General features: G+C 71.4%; 13 protein-coding genes. 9 read left to right on the forward strand and 4 right to left on the reverse strand.

The features are described from left to right. The 4 genes from E4099_RS05705 to icmA form a co-directional block, all read left to right on the forward strand. The coding region (locus E4099_RS05705) for an MFS transporter (protein WP_135337838.1) at positions 1 to 1244 on the forward strand (1244 nt) is incomplete at its 5' end. A 121-nt stretch (positions 1245 to 1365) separates the two neighbouring features. Next, positions 1366 to 1875, forward strand: coding sequence for a MarR family winged helix-turn-helix transcriptional regulator (locus E4099_RS05710; RefSeq protein ID WP_135337839.1), 510 nt, complete (start codon positions 1366 to 1368; stop codon positions 1873 to 1875). 67 nt (positions 1876 to 1942) lie between these two features. Continuing rightward, complete coding sequence (locus E4099_RS05715; protein ID WP_135337840.1) at positions 1943 to 2275, forward strand: DUF3817 domain-containing protein; 333 nt, start codon at positions 1943 to 1945, stop codon at positions 2273 to 2275. A gap of 105 nt (positions 2276 to 2380) precedes the next feature. Further along, a complete protein-coding gene (gene icmA / locus E4099_RS05720; RefSeq protein ID WP_135337841.1) occupies positions 2381 to 4081 on the forward strand; it encodes a coenzyme B12-dependent isobutyryl-CoA mutase large subunit in 1701 nt (566 codons plus the stop codon). A gap of 102 nt (positions 4082 to 4183) precedes the next feature. Here icmA and E4099_RS05725 read toward each other — a convergent pair whose 3' ends face one another. After that, on the reverse strand, positions 4184 to 4837 hold the full coding sequence (locus E4099_RS05725) for a TetR/AcrR family transcriptional regulator (protein WP_135337842.1): 654 nt from the start codon (positions 4835 to 4837) through the stop codon (positions 4184 to 4186). Between the two features lie 303 nt (positions 4838 to 5140). Here E4099_RS05725 and E4099_RS05730 point away from each other — a divergent pair, with 303 nt between their 5' ends. From E4099_RS05730 to E4099_RS05745, 4 genes are all read left to right on the forward strand, one after another. Continuing rightward, the gene (locus E4099_RS05730; protein WP_135337843.1) at positions 5141 to 6094 is read left to right on the forward strand and encodes a tetratricopeptide repeat protein; all 954 of its coding nucleotides are present in this window, start codon (positions 5141 to 5143) and stop codon (positions 6092 to 6094) included. Between the two features lie 557 nt (positions 6095 to 6651). Beyond that, positions 6652 to 7269 (forward strand): DUF6230 family protein, encoded by a 618-nt coding sequence (locus E4099_RS05735; protein WP_135337844.1) that lies wholly within the window; start codon positions 6652 to 6654, stop codon positions 7267 to 7269. Between the two features lie 119 nt (positions 7270 to 7388). Continuing rightward, complete coding sequence (locus E4099_RS05740) at positions 7389 to 8054, forward strand: DUF6114 domain-containing protein (RefSeq protein ID WP_135337845.1); 666 nt, start codon at positions 7389 to 7391, stop codon at positions 8052 to 8054. Beyond that, positions 8029 to 9420 carry a prolipoprotein diacylglyceryl transferase gene (locus E4099_RS05745; protein WP_245244624.1) on the forward strand — a complete coding sequence of 464 codons (1392 nt, stop codon included), beginning with the start codon at positions 8029 to 8031 and terminating at the stop codon, positions 9418 to 9420. The genes E4099_RS05740 and E4099_RS05745 overlap by 26 nt, the downstream gene beginning before the upstream one ends. A gap of 396 nt (positions 9421 to 9816) precedes the next feature. On the opposite strand, the gene pyk is transcribed toward E4099_RS05745, so the two are convergent. The 3 genes from pyk to pta all read right to left on the reverse strand — a co-directional run bounded on the left by pyk (position 9817) and on the right by pta (position 14613). Beyond that, positions 9817 to 11241, reverse strand: coding sequence for a pyruvate kinase (gene pyk / locus E4099_RS05750; RefSeq protein WP_135337846.1), 1425 nt, complete (start codon positions 11239 to 11241; stop codon positions 9817 to 9819). A 91-nt stretch (positions 11242 to 11332) separates the two neighbouring features. After that, positions 11333 to 12502 carry an acetate kinase gene (locus E4099_RS05755; RefSeq protein ID WP_135337847.1) on the reverse strand — a complete coding sequence of 390 codons (1170 nt, stop codon included), beginning with the start codon at positions 12500 to 12502 and terminating at the stop codon, positions 11333 to 11335. Next, entirely contained in the window at positions 12499 to 14613 is a 2115-nt protein-coding gene (gene pta / locus E4099_RS05760; protein ID WP_135337848.1) for a phosphate acetyltransferase, read from the reverse strand. The genes E4099_RS05755 and pta overlap by 4 nt, the downstream gene beginning before the upstream one ends. A gap of 470 nt (positions 14614 to 15083) precedes the next feature. On the opposite strand from pta, the gene E4099_RS05765 reads away from it, so the two are divergent. Beyond that, the gene (locus E4099_RS05765) at positions 15084 to 16109 is read left to right on the forward strand and encodes an ATP-dependent 6-phosphofructokinase (RefSeq protein ID WP_135337849.1); all 1026 of its coding nucleotides are present in this window, start codon (positions 15084 to 15086) and stop codon (positions 16107 to 16109) included. Positions 16110 to 16386 lie beyond the last annotated feature (277 nt).

Below are 16386 nucleotides of genomic sequence, written 5' to 3' on the forward strand. Positions count from 1 at the left end.
CGGCCACCGAAGCGCCCCCCGCCGCCGAACCGGGCCAGGGCTATCGGGCCGTGTTCGCGGTCCGGGAGTTCCGGGCGGTGTTCGCCGCGCATGTGCTGTCCATGCTCGGCGAGGTGGTCTGCGGCATTGCGCTCTCCGTGCTGGTCTACCGGATCACCGGATCGCCGCTGATGAGCGCGCTGACCTTCGCCTCCGCGCTGCTGCCGTACGTGATCGGCGGCACCCTGCTGTCCGCCGTGGCCGACCGCTACCCCACCCGGCGGGTGCTGGTGGTCTGCGACCTGCTGAGCGCGGGGTGCACCGCCGCCATGGTGCTGCCCGGTATGCCGGTGGCCGCGCTGCTGGTGCTGCGCTGCGCGGCGGCGGCGATCTCGCCGGTGTTCAGTGGGACCCGCGCCGCCACCCTCGGCGACATCCTGGGCGAGGGGGACCTGTTCGTGCTGGGCCGGTCCGTCATCCGGATCACCGCCCAGGGCGCCCAGCTGGTGGGCTTCGCGGTGGGCGGGCTGCTGCTGGCCGCGGTGGCGCCGCGGGCCGTGCTGGTGATCACCACCGTGGCCTTCCTCCTCTCCGCCCTGCTGCTGCGGCTGGGGACCCGCCGGCGCCCGGCCCGTACCCGGGGCGGGGCGGGCCGGGCGCTGCTCGGGGACTCGCTGGGCGGTATGCGCCGGCTGCTGGCCGACCGGCGGATCCGCGCGCTGCTGCTGCTCAGCTGGGTGCCGGCGACGTTCGTGGTGGCGGCCGAGGCGCTGGCCACGCCGTACGCCGACGCGCTGGGGCTGGGCCCGGCCGGGCTGGGGCTGCTGATGGTGGGCATGCCGGTCGGCGCGATCGTCGCCGAGGTGCTGGTCGGCTCGCTGCTGAGCCCGCGCGCCCGGGCCCGGCTGTCGCTGCCGCTCGCGGTGGCGTCGATGCTGCCCGCCCTGGGGTACCTGGCCCGTCCCACGCTGGGCTGGGCGCTGCTGTGCCTGCTGCTCGCCGGGTCCGGGGCGGCCTACACCCTGGGCGTGGACCAGTGGTTCATCGCGGCGGTGCCCGAGGAGATGCGGGGCCGGGCGATGACCCTGCTCACCGCCGGACTGATGACCACCCAGGGCCTGGGCATGGCGCTGGCCGGGGCGGCGGCCGAGCTCTGGCCGGTGCACCGGGTGGTGGCCGGCGCGGGGGTGCTCGGCACACTCTGCTCGCTGCTGGTGGTCATGGAGGTGCGGCGCACCGCGCGGACCGTCGCGCCGGCCTCCTGACCGGGTCCGCGGGGCGGGGCGGCAGGGCTCCGAGACCGTCCCGGCGGCCGCGCGCCGGGGCGTACGTTCCGATGTGCGAGACTCCTCCGCCCGGTATCCGGCCCCCCGGTAGGGTCGGGGCGTGGCCAAACCCCTCAGTCTGCCCTTCGACCCCATCGCCCGCGCCGACGAGCTCTGGAAGCAGCGCTGGGGCGCCGTTCCGTCGATGGCCGCCATCACCTCGATCATGCGGGCGCAGCAGATCCTGCTGGGCCAGGTCGACGCGGTGGTCAAGCCGTACGGGCTGACCTTCGCCCGCTACGAGGCGCTGGTGCTGCTGACCTTCTCCAAGGCCGGGGAGCTGCCCATGTCCAAGATCGGCGAGCGGCTGATGGTGCACCCCACCTCGGTCACCAACACCGTGGACCGCCTGGTCCGGTCCGGCCTGGTGGCCAAGCGCCCCAACCCCAACGACGGGCGCGGCACGCTCGCCACGATCACCGAGAAGGGGCGCGAGGTGGTGGAGGCGGCCACTCGCGACCTGATGGCGATGGACTTCGGTCTCGGGGTGTACGACGACCGCGAGTGCGAGCAGATCTTCACCCTGCTGCGCCCGCTGCGGGTGGCCGCGGAGGACTTCGAGGAGGGCTGACCGGCCGGTCTCCGGTCGTCCCGCCCCGCGCGAAGATCGTGCAAAACGGACGGCTACCCTCGACGTCATGAAGAAGAGCGTGCTGACCCGCTACCGGGTCATGGCCTATGTCACCGCGATCATGCTGCTGGTCCTGTGCGCCTGCATGGTGTTCAAGTACGGCTTCGACAAGGGCGAGGACGCCACCCTGGTGGTGTCGCAGATCCACGGTGTGCTCTACATCATCTACCTGGTCTTCGCCTTCGACCTGGGCTCCAAGGCGAAGTGGCCGTTCCCCAAGCTGCTGTGGGTGCTGGTCGCCGGCACCATTCCGACCGCCGCCTTCTTCGTGGAGCGCAAGGTCGCCCGGGACGTCGAGCCGCTGCTCGCGGAGCCCGCGCCGGTGCCCGCCAAGGCCTGATCCGGGGTCCGGGGCCCTCGGCCCCACCCCCGCGCCGTCCGCCGTACCCATCCGTACGGCGGACAGCCATCGACATTTACTAGGACGTCCTAGTAAATTCGAGGTATGGACGCTGACGCCATAGAGGAGGGCCGCCGTCGCTGGCAGGCCCGGTACGACTCCGCCCGCAAGCGCGACGCCGACTTCACCACGCTCTCCGGGGATCCCGTCGAGCCCGTCTACGGCCCTGCCCCGGGCGACACCGTCCAGGGGTTCGAGCGGATCGGCTGGCCCGGGGAGTACCCCTTCACCCGCGGTCTGTACCCGACCGGCTACCGCGGCCGGACCTGGACGATCCGCCAGTTCGCCGGCTTCGGCAACGCCGAGCAGACCAACGAGCGGTACAAGATGATCCTGGCCGCCGGCGGCGGCGGGCTGAGCGTGGCCTTCGACATGCCCACGCTGATGGGCCGCGACTCCGACGACCCCCGCTCGCTGGGCGAGGTCGGCCACTGCGGAGTCGCCATCGACTCGGCTGCGGACATGGAGGTCCTGTTCAAGGACATCCCGCTGGGCGATGTCACCACGTCCATGACCATCTCCGGTCCGGCCGTGCCCGTCTTCTGCATGTACCTGGTGGCGGCCGAGCGGCAGGGCGTGGACCCGGCCGTACTCAACGGCACCCTGCAGACCGACATCTTCAAGGAGTACATCGCGCAGAAGGAGTGGCTCTTCCAGCCCGAGCCGCACCTGCGCCTGATCGGCGACCTGATGGAGCACTGCGCGCGCGGCATCCCCGCGTACAAGCCGCTCTCGGTCTCCGGCTACCACATCCGCGAGGCGGGCGCCACGGCCGCCCAGGAGCTGGCGTACACCCTGGCCGACGGCTTCGGCTACGTGGAGCTGGGCCTCTCCCGCGGCCTGGACGTGGACACCTTCGCCCCCGGCCTGTCCTTCTTCTTCGACGCGCACATCGACTTCTTCGAGGAGATCGCCAAGTTCCGCGCGGCCCGCCGGATCTGGGCCCGTTGGATGCGCGAGGTCTACGGCGCCACCACCGACAAGGCCCAGTGGCTGCGCTTCCACACCCAGACCGCCGGGGTCTCGCTCACCGCCCAGCAGCCGTACAACAACGTGGTGCGCACCGCCGTCGAGGCGCTCTCGGCGGTGCTCGGCGGCACCAACTCGCTGCACACCAACGCCCTCGACGAGACCCTCGCCCTGCCCAGCGAGCAGGCCGCCGAGATCGCGCTGCGCACCCAGCAGGTGCTGATGGAGGAGACCGGCGTCGCCAACGTCGCCGACCCGCTCGGCGGTTCCTGGTACGTGGAGGCGCTCACCGACCGCATCGAGGCGGACGCCGAGAAGATCTTCGACCAGATCAAGGAGCGCGGCCGCCGCGCGGTGCCGGACGGTCAGCACCCGATCGGCCCGATCACCTCCGGCATCCTGCGCGGCATCGAGGACGGCTGGTTCACCGGCGAGATCGCCGAGTCCGCCTTCCGGTACCAGCAGTCCCTGGAGAAGGGCGACAAGAGGGTCGTCGGCGTCAACTGCGCCGAGGGCTCGGTCACCGGCGACCTGGAGATCCTCCGCGTCAGCCACGAGGTCGAGCGCGAGCAGGTCCGCACCCTGGCCGCCCGCAAGGCCGCCCGCGACGACGCCAAGGTCCGCGCCTGCCTGGACGCCATGCTGGCCGCCGCCCGCGACGGCTCCAACATGATCGAGCCCATGCTGGAGGCGGTCCGCGCCGAGGCCACCCTGGGCGAGATCTGCAATGTGCTGCGCGAGGAGTGGGGCGTCTACACCGAGCCCGCCGGCTTCTGAGCCGCCCCGCCGCTCGACCGGATGCGGCCCCGTACGCCCCGACACCCCGGGACGTACGGGGCCGCTCCGCGTTACGCCGACCGCCGGGGGCGGCCCCGCGCGTCAGTCGTTCCTCGGGGGCCGCGCGCCGGAGGGGGCGAGGGTGAGGCCGGCGGCCAGCCCGTGGAGGAGGAGGGCGGTGAAGCCGCGGGCCCACTCGGTGTCCACCGGCTCCGCGCTGACCAGGACCCGGTGCACCACCGCGCCGGCGATCATGTCGAAGATCAGGTCGGCGGTGCGGGCGGCGGTCTCCGGGTCCTGCTCCCTGGGGAGTTCCCCGCGTTCCTGGGCGCGCTCCCGGCCGACCAGGACCAGACGCTTCTGCCGGTCCACGATCGCGGTGCGGATGCGGTCGCGCAGCGCCGGGTCGCGGGTGGACTCGGCCACCACGGCCATCAGCGCGGTGCGGGTCTCGGGGAGCGCCAGCAGACGGGCGAAGCTGAGCACCACCGCCTCGATGTCGGCCTGCAGGCAGCCCAGGTCGGGGAGTTCCAGCCCTTCGTCGAAGACCGCCGCGACCGCGTCCACCACCAGCTCGTTCTTGTTGGCCCAGCGGCGGTACAAGGTGGTCTTGGCGACCCCGGCCCGGGCCGCCACATCGCCCATCGACACCTTCGACCAGCCCAACTCCACCAGCGCGGCACGGGTCGCGTCGAGGATGGCGCGGTCGGCCTCGGCGCTGCGCGGGCGGCCGGTGCGGCGGGCGGGGGGATTCATGGGCGCTGACGATACCCGTGAGTAAGCAGTATGGCGCGAGTGAGGCAGATCACCAGGATTTCGCCGCCCGGGTGTTCGCTCAGCAGTTACGCTACGACTCGTAGCGAAAGAGTGATGACCACTGGCGCCAGGTGGGGACCCGGCGCATTTCGTGTGAACGGCGTACCCAGCGTACGCAAGGGGTGTGACGCGCCGGCCGCGCGTCGTGCGCTCCGGTGCGTAGTACACAGCGCCGGACGGATATCGGCCACTGCGTTTTTCGGAGTTTTCCGGATCGCCGCGCGGAAGGGGGAGGATGTACACATGCAGCCACGCAACATGTCCATGAGTGGAGTGGTCGACCTCGCCGCGGTGAAGGCGGCCGGGGAAGCCAAGCAGAAGGCGGAGCAGGCGCGTGCCCAGGCGGCGCGTACCGGGGCTCCGGCGCCCTCCCGCCTGGTGATCGACGTCGACGAGGCCGGCTTCCAGCAGGAAGTCCTCCAGCGCTCCACCGAGGTCCCGGTCGTCATCGACTTCTGGGCCGAGTGGTGCGAGCCGTGCAAGCAGTTGGGCCCGCTGCTGGAGCGGATGGCCCAGGAGTACGCGGGCCGGTTCGTGCTCGCGAAGATCGATGTCGACGCCAACCAGATGCTCTTCCAGCAGTTCGGCGTCCAGGGCATTCCCGCGGTGTTCGCGGTGGTGGCGGGTCAGCCGGTGCCGCTGTTCCAGGGTGCCGCCCCGGAGGCCCAGGTCCGCCAGGTGCTGGACCAGCTGATCCAGGTGGCCGAGCAGCAGTTCGGGATCGTGGGCGCGCCGGTCGAGGCCGGTGCGGAGTCCGCCGCTCCCGCCGCCCCGGTCGGTCCGTACGACGGCGCGCTGGCCGCCGCGGGCCAGGCACTGGACGCGGGCGACCTCGGCGGCGCGATCCGTGCGTACCGGAACGTCCTGGCCGACGACCCGGCCAATGTCGAGGCCAAGCTGGGCCTGGCCCAGGCGGAGCTGCTGGAGCGGGTGCACGGCATGGACCCGCAGGCGGTCCGCAAGGCCGCGGCCGACGCCCCGGCCGATGTGGCGGCGCAGATCGCGGCGGCCGACCTGGATCTGGCCGGCGGGCATGTGGAGGACGCCTTCGGGCGCCTGGTGGACAGCGTCCGGCGGACGGCGGGTGAGGACCGGGAGAAGGCCCGGGTGCACCTGCTGAGCCTGTTCGAGGTGATCGGCGCCGAGGACCCCCGGGTGGTCACTGCGCGTAGCGCACTGGCACGCGTACTGTTCTGATTTCCGCGACTCCAAACGGAGCGACGGCCGCGCTTTACCAAAACTTGGTAAACGCGGCCGTTGTCACGTCTGGTGACGGACAGTGGGTGGATTGCCCGTTCGTAAGAGACATGTCCCTCTCTAGTGGGGCAGCCGATGATCACCTAGGGTGCTCGGCCTTCAAGGCCCGGCAGTGCTCTGGTTATCTGTTCGTTACTCGCTGGTAACGAACCCCTTGTGCCTGGGCCGGGAATGCACCACGATCAGCCAAGCTCGGTCCATTTCAGCAACCCGGCAGCCGGCCGGTGTCCGCCTCGTCGGAATGGGTCCCCACCGAGTGGATCGGCGTTCGATGCGCCGGTCGTGGACAGGGGGGTCTCTGCCAACGGCAGGGCCTGTCCAGCAGGTTGCGCAAGAGCGTGGCCAGTGGTTGTCGCTCGGGGGTGATCGCCGGTGTTTCGTGCGCGGACCGCGCCCGGGGCCGGGCGCTCTCCTTCCCGAGGACGTAGCACTTCTCCCATCCGAGGACCGGAGCCAAGGTGCTCCCACTGCGGATGTACGTCCGAGAAGGAGGAAACATGGAGTCCGTGGCTCGTGGCGGCACCAGATGGAAGCGGTTCGCCGTCGTCATGGTGCCGAGCGTCGCCGCTACGGCCGCGATCGGTGTCGCCCTGGCTCAGGGTGCGCTCGCGGCATCGTTCGCGGTGTCCGGCCAGCAGTTCAAGGTGACCGTCGACCGGCTCGACGGTAAGGGATTCGTCCAGTACGGGTCCATGGACGCGCAGCACGGCGGCAAGCACATCCCCGTCGCGGTCTCGGCGTTCAAGAGCGCCGAGCTCCAGGGCATGTGCCAGTCCGTGGTCATTCCGGTCCCGCTGTTCGGTGATGTCTCGCTGCAGCTGCACGCCGGGAACAACGGCAAGAAGGTGGAGGCCAAGAACCTCTACATCGACATTGAGCAGCTTGACGCCGACGCGGTCTTCCGCGACATCAACATCGGTGTGTCGGCGAACGACACCACCAAGGGTCCCGGTGTGAAGAAGGGCGACGGGATCGTCGAGGGTTCCTTCGCCCAGGAAGCCGACTCGGCGACCCTGACCAACGTCAAGCAGACCGCCTGGGCGACCAGCGCGGGAACGTTCAAGCTCTCCGGGCTCTCGATGAGCGTCAAGGCGGGCAAGCACGAGTGCTTCTGACGCACTGAGTCGCGGGTGAGGGGTGTCTGCACGTCCCTCACCCGCACTCGCGCACCTTCGTCAGTGCGCAGGCAAGACTTCCGAACAACCAAGACCGGCCGGTCCCAGGGAGCTGTTTTATGAGTGCCGTGTCACCGGGGGCGCGTGTCAACCGTTTCACCAGCCTGCGTCAGTCCTTCCGCGGATGGCGTTGGCAACGACCGTTCTGGGCGGGGCTCATCACGCTCCTGGGTGGGGTACCGATCGCGTACTTCCCCTACGCCAACCTCACCATGGGTCAGCTGACCATCCGGATCGCCACCACCACGGGGTCCGCCTCGCTGATCATCGGCGTGCTGCTGATGGTGCTGGGCGTCTGCATGTGGTTCCAGCCCGCGGTGCGGGTCTTCGCGGGAGTCGCCGCTATCCTGCTCGGTCTCGTCTCGCTGGTCGTCTCCAACTTCGGCGGCTTCTTCATGGGCTTTCTGCTGGCGCTGTTCGGCGGTGGCATGAGTGTCGCCTGGGCGCCGGGCGAGACGACCCCGAAGGCGCGGCCCGCCGAGCGTGCGGAGACCGCCGAGCGGGTGGAGGCCGGTGACCGCGTGGAGATCGCCGAACAGGCGGAGGCCGCCGAGCCGGTGAGGACCGTGCAGCTGGTGAAGGCCGAGGAGCCGGTGGAAGCCGCCGAGCGGTCGCAGGCCGGGTCGCTGGGTGTTGAGGATGGCGAGGACGCGCCGGAGCCGGCCGCCGCCGGGACCGCGCCGGACCAGGATTCCAGGAATGGGAGGCACCGTGCGGGGCGATGAGAACCCGGAAGCACGGGACGCGGACGCCAAGGCTCCGCGCCGTGTGAGGACGGGGCCGCGGCACGCGGCGCCCAAGAAGTCCGTACTCACCCGGCTCCAGGTGCCCGCGGGCAAGGCGATCGCGCTGGCCGCCATGCCGACGGCCGTCCTGATGGGCATGGGGCTGACGCCGCAGCTCGCCAACGCCGATCCCCGAGGCGGGCAGCACTTCAAGGCGGGCCCCTGCGTCAGCCAGCAGGACGAGGCGTCCAAGGGCGAGGACGCCGAAAACGGCAAGGACACCGAGAGCGCCGAGGACTCCACCGACAAGGGCACCGAGACCGACAAGGGCACCGAGACCGGCAAGGACGGTTCCGCGGACCCGGCGCCGACCACCACGCCGAGCCCGTCCGTCGGCAAGGACGACTCCACGAGCGAGCCGAGTACGGACCCGACGGCGCCCCCGAAGAGCTCCGAGACCGAGCAGTCGGCGCCCGAGACCGCCGACCCCGCCACGGACCCGGCGCCGACCGAGACCACCGATCCGCTGGACCCGCTGGGGCTGGGCGACAAGCTCGACCCGCTGGGCGTCGGAGACAAGCTCAAGGACCTGCTCGGCGCCGGGGAGGAGACCCCGGAGCCCGGCAGCGCCAGCCCGGCGCCCACCACCGGCACCTCGGAGGACGGCGAGGACCAGCCCGGTCAGACCGACCCGGCGGAGCAGACGGACGACGCCGGTAAGACAGAAAAGACCGGCAAGGCCGCCGAGAACACGTCCGCCCAGGACACCGACCCGGCGGACGGGCCCGAGAACACCGCGGACGAGGACTCCGGCAAGGACGGCACCGACCAGTCCACCGGGAAGCCCGAGGACGCCACCACCCCGTCCGAGCTCGACGGCTACCCCTGCCCCACCTTCGACGCCGAGGCGTACAACAACGCCAAGGCGGACCAGACCGAGGCGCTGCTGGCCGAGGACCCCTGGATCCTGTACAGCTCCAGGCTCGCGCTGCACGGCCTGGCCTACGACGGCATCGTCGAGGTCAGGACGCACAGCGGCAAGGTCAAGAAGGTCCTGAAGTTCACCGCCACCGGTGTGGACATCAAGGACCTGCGGCAGGAGGCGGTCGGTCCCGGCGGCACCACCACCCACGTGGACGCGCGCCAGGGCAGCACCTCCACGATCCGCAACGGCAAGGTGACCATGTACACCGAGGAGCTGAGCGGCAAACTGCTCGGCCTCATCCCGGTGGAGTTCACCCCGAAGGCCCCGCCGCCGCTCACCCTCCCGGAGCTGTTCTTCACCGATGTGAAGGTCGTCCAGGCCGGGCAGTTCGGCGGCGACCTGACCGTACCGGGCATGCGCCTGTACAAGACCGGCGGCTGACCCCACCGGCCACCGCAGACCCGTCCGGGAGCCGCACGCCCTCCCCAAAGGGCGAACCCGTGGGCGCCACCCCCCAAGGGGATGGCGCCCACAGGCACGTCCACATCATGGGGGCGCCCCCGCAGGGGCGCTGGGGGTCCCCCCCGGACGAAGTCTGGGGGAGGAACTGCGCGACCGGCCACCGACAACCCGCGGCCGAAAACACACCGCCCCCCGCGGAACCCCACGGAGCCCCCGCGGAGCGGCTACCGCTCTCCGCCGAGGTGGTGGACCCGCACCGCACCCTGGGGGGCGCCCCCGCAGGGGCGCGAGGAACTGCGCGACCGGCCACCGACAACCCGCGGCCGAAAACACACCGCACCCCGCGGAACCCCCCACGGAGCCCCCCGCGGAGCGCTACCGTTCGCCGCCCAGGTGATGCACCCGCACCATGTTCGTCGTGCCGGGCACCCCGGGGGGCGAACCGGCCGTGATCACCATGGTGTCGCCCGCGTTGTAGCGGTTCAGCTTGAGCAGCTCGGCGTCGACCAGGTCCACCATGGCGTCGGTGTTGTCCACGAACGGCACGACGAAGGACTCGGTGCCCCAGCTCAGCGTCAGCTGGTTGCGGGTGGCGACGTCGGTGGTGAAGGCCAGGATGGGCTGGCGGGCGCGGTAGCGGGACAGCCGGCGGGCGGTGTCACCGGACTTGGTGAAGGCGATCAGCGCCTTGCCGCCCAGGAAGTCGGCGATCTCGCAGGCCGCCCGGGCCACCGAACCGCCCTGGGTGCGCGGCTTCTTGCCGGGCACCAGCGGCTGGAGGCCCTTGGAGAGCAGCTCCTCCTCCGCGGCCTGCACGATCTTGGACATGGTCTTGACGGTCTCGATCGGATACTGGCCCACCGAGGACTCGGCGGAGAGCATCACCGCGTCCGCGCCGTCCAGGATCGCGTTCGCCACATCGGAGGCCTCGGCGCGGGTGGGGCGCGAGTTGGTGATCATCGACTCCATCATCTGGGTCGCCACGATCACCGGCTTGGCGTTCCGGCGGCACAGCTCGATCAGCCGCTTCTGCACCATCGGGACCTTCTCCAGCGGGTACTCCACCGCCAGGTCGCCGCGGGCCACCATCACCCCGTCGAAGGCCAGCACGACCTCCTCCATGTTGGCGACCGCCTGCGGCTTCTCCACCTTGGCGATCACCGGCACCCGGCGGCCCACCTCGTCCATGACGCGGTGCACGTCGCGGACGTCGGCGGCGTCCCGCACGAAGGAGAGCGCGACCATGTCGCAGCCGAGCTTCAGGGCGAACCGCAGGTCCTCGATGTCCTTCTCGGACAGCGCCGGGACGTTCACCGCCGCGCCCGGCAGGTTGATGCCCTTGTGGTCGGAGATCACCCCGCCCTCGATCACGATGGTCCGCACCGCGGGCCCCTCCACCGAGGTGACCCGCAGTTCGACGTTGCCGTCGTTGATCAGGATCTGGTCGCCCTTGCCGACGTCACCGGGTAGGCCCTTGTAGGTGGTGCCGCAGATGGTCCGGTCGCCCGGCACGTCCTCGGTGGTGATGGTGAACTCGTCACCCCGCACCAGCTCCACCGGGCCCTCCGCGAAGGTCTCCAGGCGGATCTTGGGGCCCTGGAGGTCGGCGAGCACGCCCACCGCCCTGCCCGTCTCCTCGCTCGCCTTGCGGAGCCGGTGGTAGCGCTCCTCGTGCTCCGGGTGGGTGCCGTGGCTCATGTTGAAGCGGGCCACGTTCATGCCGGCCTCGATCAGCGTCTTGAGCTGTTCGTAGGAGTCGACGGCAGGGCCCAGGGTGCAGACGATTTTGGAACGACGCATAAGGCGGATCCTATCGGTTTGTTTCGGAGCGGAATTTTTTAGCTGTGCGAAGTACCAAAGGAAGCTCCTCCTTGTGTCCGTCCGGTGGAGGTCAGCCGGTGACCAGGGCGTATGTCTGAGTGGCGATCTCCAGCTCCTCGTCGGTGGGCACCACGGCCACGGCCACCCGGCTGGACGATGCCGAGATCAGCCGGGCCGTGGCGCCCCGGATGGCGTTGCTCACCGCGTCCACCTCGATGCCCAGCGCGTCCAGGCCGCGCAGCGCCGCCTCCCGCACCGCCGCCGAGTTCTCCCCGACGCCCGCGGTGAAGGCGATGGCGTCCACCCTGCCGAGTACCGCGGTATAGGCCCCCACATACTTCCGCAGCCGGTGGACGTAGATGTCGAACGCCAGCCGCGCCGCCGGGTCGCCCTCGGCCATCCGGCGGCCGATCTCCCGCATGTCGTTGTCCCCGCACAGGCCCAGCAGCCCGCTGCGCTTGTTGAGCAGGGTGTCGATCTCGTCGATGGACATCCCGCCCACCCGCGCCAGATGGAAGATCGCCGCCGGGTCCAGATCGCCGGAGCGGGTGCCCATCACCAGCCCCTCCAGCGGGGTGAGCCCCATGGAGGTGTCCACGCACACCCCGCCGCGCACCGCGGAGGCGCTGGCCCCGTTGCCCAGGTGCAGCACGATGGTGTTGACCTCGGACGGCTCCTTGTCCAGCAGCCGTGCGGTGGCCCGCGAGACATAGGCGTGCGAGGTGCCGTGGAAGCCGTACCGGCGCACGCCGAAGCGGTCCGCGGTCTCGATGTCGACGGCGTACCGGGCCGCGGCCTCCGGCATCGTGGCGTGGAACGCGGTGTCGAAGACCGCCACCTGCGGCAGGTCCGGGCGCAGCTGCCGGGCCACCGCGATACCGGCGAGGTTCGCCGGGTTGTGCAGCGGCGCCAGCGGCACCAGCTTCTCCATCTCCGCGACCACCTCGTCGGTGATCAGGGTCGGCTCGGTGAACCGGGTGCCGCCGTGCACCACCCGGTGGCCGACCGCCGCCAGCTTCGGGGAGTCCAGGCCCAGGCCCTGGCGGTCCAGCTCCTCGGACACCTGCTTCAGCGCCGCCGCGTGGTCCGCGACCGGCCCCTCGCCGATCCGCTCCACGATGCCGGAGGTCAGCCGGCCCGCCGCGGAGCCGCTGCCCGGCCGCGCCCTGGCCATGTCCAGCAGCTGGTACTTCAGGGACGAGGAGCCCGAGTTGAGAACGAGGACATGGCTGGGGTTCACGAGGTGGGGGCCTTCCGCGTCCGGTTCGGGGTCTGGGCGGGGGTCTGCGTCTGGGCCTGGATGGCGGTGATCGCGACGGTGTTGACGATGTCCTGCACCAGGGCGCCGCGCGACAGGTCGTTCACCGGCTTGCGCAGCCCCTGGAGCACCGGGCCCACCGCCACCGCGTGGGCCGAGCGCTGGACCGCCTTGTAGGTGTTGTTGCCGGTGTTGAGGTCCGGGAAGACCAGCACGGTGGCCCGCCCCGCCACCTGGGAGCCCGGCAGCTTGGTGGCGGCGACCGCCGCGTCCACCGCGGCGTCGTACTGGATCGGGCCCTCCACCGGCAGGTCGGGGCGGAGCTCCCGGACCAGCGCGGTGGCCTTGCGCACCTTGTCCACGTCCGCACCGGAGCCCGAGGTGCCGGTGGAGTAGGAGAGCATCGCGATCCGCGGCTCCACCCCGAACTGGGCGGCGGTGGCCGCCGACTGGATGGCGATGTCGGCCAGCTGCTCGGCGTCCGGATCGGGGTTCACCGCGCAGTCGCCGTACACCAGCACCCGGTCGGCCAGGCACATGAAGAAGACCGAGGAGACGATCTGGGCGCCCGGCGCGGTCTTGATGATCTCGAAGGCGGGCCGGATGGTGGCGGCGGTGGAGTGCACCGCTCCGGAGACCATGCCGTCGGCCAGCCCCTCCTGGACCATCAGGGTGCCGAAGTACGACACATCGGCCACGATGTCGTACGCCAGCTCATAGGAGACGCCCTTGTGCGCGCGGAGTTTCGCATAGGACTCGGCGAAGCGCTCGCGCAGCGGCGAGGTCTGCGGGTCCACGATCCGCGCCGCGCCCAGCTGGATGCCCAGCTCGGCGGCGCGCTTGCGCACCGCGTCCTCCTCGCCGAGCAGCGTCAGGTCGCACACGTCGCGGCGCAGCAGCACATCGGCGGCGCGCAGCACCCGCTCCTCGGAGCCCTCCGGGAGCACCACCCGGCGGCGGTCCGCGCGGGACCGCTCGATCAGCTCGTGCTCGAACATCATCGGGGTGACCCGGCTGGAGCGGGCCAGCGAGATGCGGTCCGTCAGCTCGGCGGTGTCCACATGCCGCTCGAACAGGCCGAGGGCGGTCTCCGCCTTGCGCGGGGCGCCCGCGTGCAGCTTGCCCTCCAGGGTGACCAGCTGCTCCGCGGTGGGGAAGCTGCGCCCGGCCACCGCCACCACCGGGGTGCCCGGGGCCAGCCGGGAGGCCAGCGCCAGGATGTCCGGGCCGGGCCGCTCGTCGAGGGTGAGCAGCACCCCGGCTATCGGCGGGGCTCCGGCGCTGTGCGCGGCCAGCGCCCCCACGATCAGATCGGCCCGGTCCCCGGGGGTCACCACCAGGCAGCCCTCGGTCAGCGCGGGCAGGAAGCTGGGCAGCATCGCGCCGCCGAACACGAAGTCCCGTACGTCCCGGGACAGCCCCGCGTCATCGCCGAGCAGCACCTCGGCGCCCAGGGTGCGGACCACCTGCGAGACGGTGGGCGCGGACAGCGAGGCGTCCTCGGGCAGCACGTAGCAGGGCACCGGCAGCCGGGCGGTCAGCCGCTCGGCGATGGCCGCCCGGTCCTCGGGGAGCGCCCTGTTCACCACCAGGGCCACCACGTCGCAGCCCTGCGCCCGGTAGGCGCGCAGCGCGTTGCCGGCCTCGGCGCGCACCGAGTCCGCGGACTGCTCCTGGCCGCCCACCACGGCGATCACCGAGGCGCCGAACTCGTTCGCCAGCCGGGCGTTCAGCCCCAGTTCGTCCGGGAGGCTGGTGTCCGCGTAGTCGCTGCCCAGCACCAGCACGTACTCGTGGTCCCGGGCCACCGCGTGGAAGCGCTCCAGTAGCTCGGTGACCAGCTCGTCGGTACCCCGCTCGGCCTGCAGGGCAGCGGCCTGCGGATAGCTCATGCCGTACGCGGTCCGCGGCGGCTGGCTGAGCCGGTAGCGGGCCCGGAGCAGGTCGAAGAGGCGGTCCGGGTCATCGTGCACCAGGGGGCGGAAGACACCGACCCGGTCCACATGGCGGGTGAGCAGCTCCATCAACCCCAGCTCGACGACCTGGCGGCCGTCGCCGCGGTCGACCCCGGCCACATACACGCTCCGTGCCACGCGTTCTCCGATCCCTCGACGGGCCACCTGCGGCGCATGGAAACGCCCTGCCGACAACTTCTCAAGCAGTCACTTCGAGTCAGAAAGGCTAGGCCCTGTCCGGCCGATCATCGCCGGGCTCGCGTGCCCTGGCACGCACTCCCCCAGCTACCTCCCCCAGCTACCGCTGGGGGTGCCCCCATGCGGCGTTGTCGTCAGTCTCCCCCGAGCTCTCGGCTTCGCTCGAGCAGGGAGGGACCCCCATCGCTCCGCAGTGGCTCCATCCTCCGCCTTGCAGCTGCACGTACCAGACCCCGCTCCCTGCTCCAGCATGATCGACCGGACAGGACCTAGATGCCTGTGGTTTCCCCTTGACAATACCCGCGTCCACGGATAGGGCGCGCGCCGGTGTGGGGGGCGCGGTGGACCCCGGCCCGTGAAACAATCGGACTGGCTCACATGTACCAGTCACCGGCAGGAGACACAGCACGATGCGCATCGGAGTCCTCACCGCCGGGGGCGACTGCCCCGGCCTCAACGCCGTGATCCGGTCCGTCGTGCACCGGGCGGTGGCGGGCTACGGCGACGAGGTCATCGGCTTCGAGGACGGCTTCCGCGGCCTGCTGGAGGGCCGCCACCGCAAGCTGGACCTGGACGCGGTCAGCGGCATCCTGGCCCGCGGCGGCACCATCCTCGGCTCCTCCCGGCTGGAGCGCGCCAAGCTGCGCGAGGCCTGCGAGCAGTCCAAGGAACTGGCCCGCGACTACGGCATCGACGTGCTGGTCCCGATCGGCGGCGAGGGCACCCTGACCGCCGCCCGGATGCTCGCCGACTCCGGCCTGCCGGTGGTCGGCGTCCCCAAGACCATCGACAACGACATCTCCTCCACCGACCGCACCTTCGGCTTCGACACCGCCGTGGGCGTGGCCACCGAGGCCATGGACCGGCTCAAGACCACCGCGGAGTCGCACCAGCGGGTGATGGTGGTCGAGGTCATGGGGCGGCACGCGGGCTGGATCGCGCTGGAGTCCGGTATGGCGGCCGGCGCGCACGGCATCTGCCTGCCGGAGCGGCCGTTCGAGGTGGACGACCTGGTGGCGATGGTCGAGGAGCGGTTCGCGCGCGGCAAGAAGTTCGCGGTGATCTGCGTCGCCGAGGGCGCCCACCCGGCCGAGGGCTCGATGGACTACCAGAAGGGCGAGATCGACCTGTACGGCCACGAGCGCTTCGCCGGCATCGGCAACCGGCTGGCGATCGAGTTGGAGCGCCGCCTGGGCAAGGAGGCCCGCCCGGTGATCCTCGGCCATGTGCAGCGCGGCGGCACGCCCACCGCCTACGACCGGGTGCTGGCCACCCGCTTCGGCCTGCACGCGGTGGACGCCGCGCACCGCGGTGACTTCGGCATGATGACCGCGCTGCGCGGCACCAGGATCGTCATGGTGCCGATCGCGGAGGCGGTGACGGTCCTCAAGACCGTTCCGGTCGACCGGATGGACGAGGCAGAGTCGGTCTTCTGACCGGCGGTCCGCTCTCCCCGGGCGGTCGCCGGCGCGGGGGTCCGGCGGGGGCACGACCGCGGGCCCGTACGGCGCCGGGGGCATGGCCGCGGCCCGTACGGCACGCTGCCCGGAGACGGTCGCCCGCCCGCCCCGGGACACGGGTTCGCCCCGTGTCCTCCGCGACTCCCCGCGGCGGTGGGCAGACCACCGCGCCCCTCCAGGGCCCCTTCGCGGGCGAGGGCCACACGCTCCGAACCTTGGAGATACCACCATGCCCACCACACCGCCGAGTTCG

It is taken from the genome of Streptomyces palmae (genome assembly GCF_004684805.1).
Lineage (GTDB): Bacteria > Actinomycetota > Actinomycetes > Streptomycetales > Streptomycetaceae > Streptomyces > Streptomyces palmae.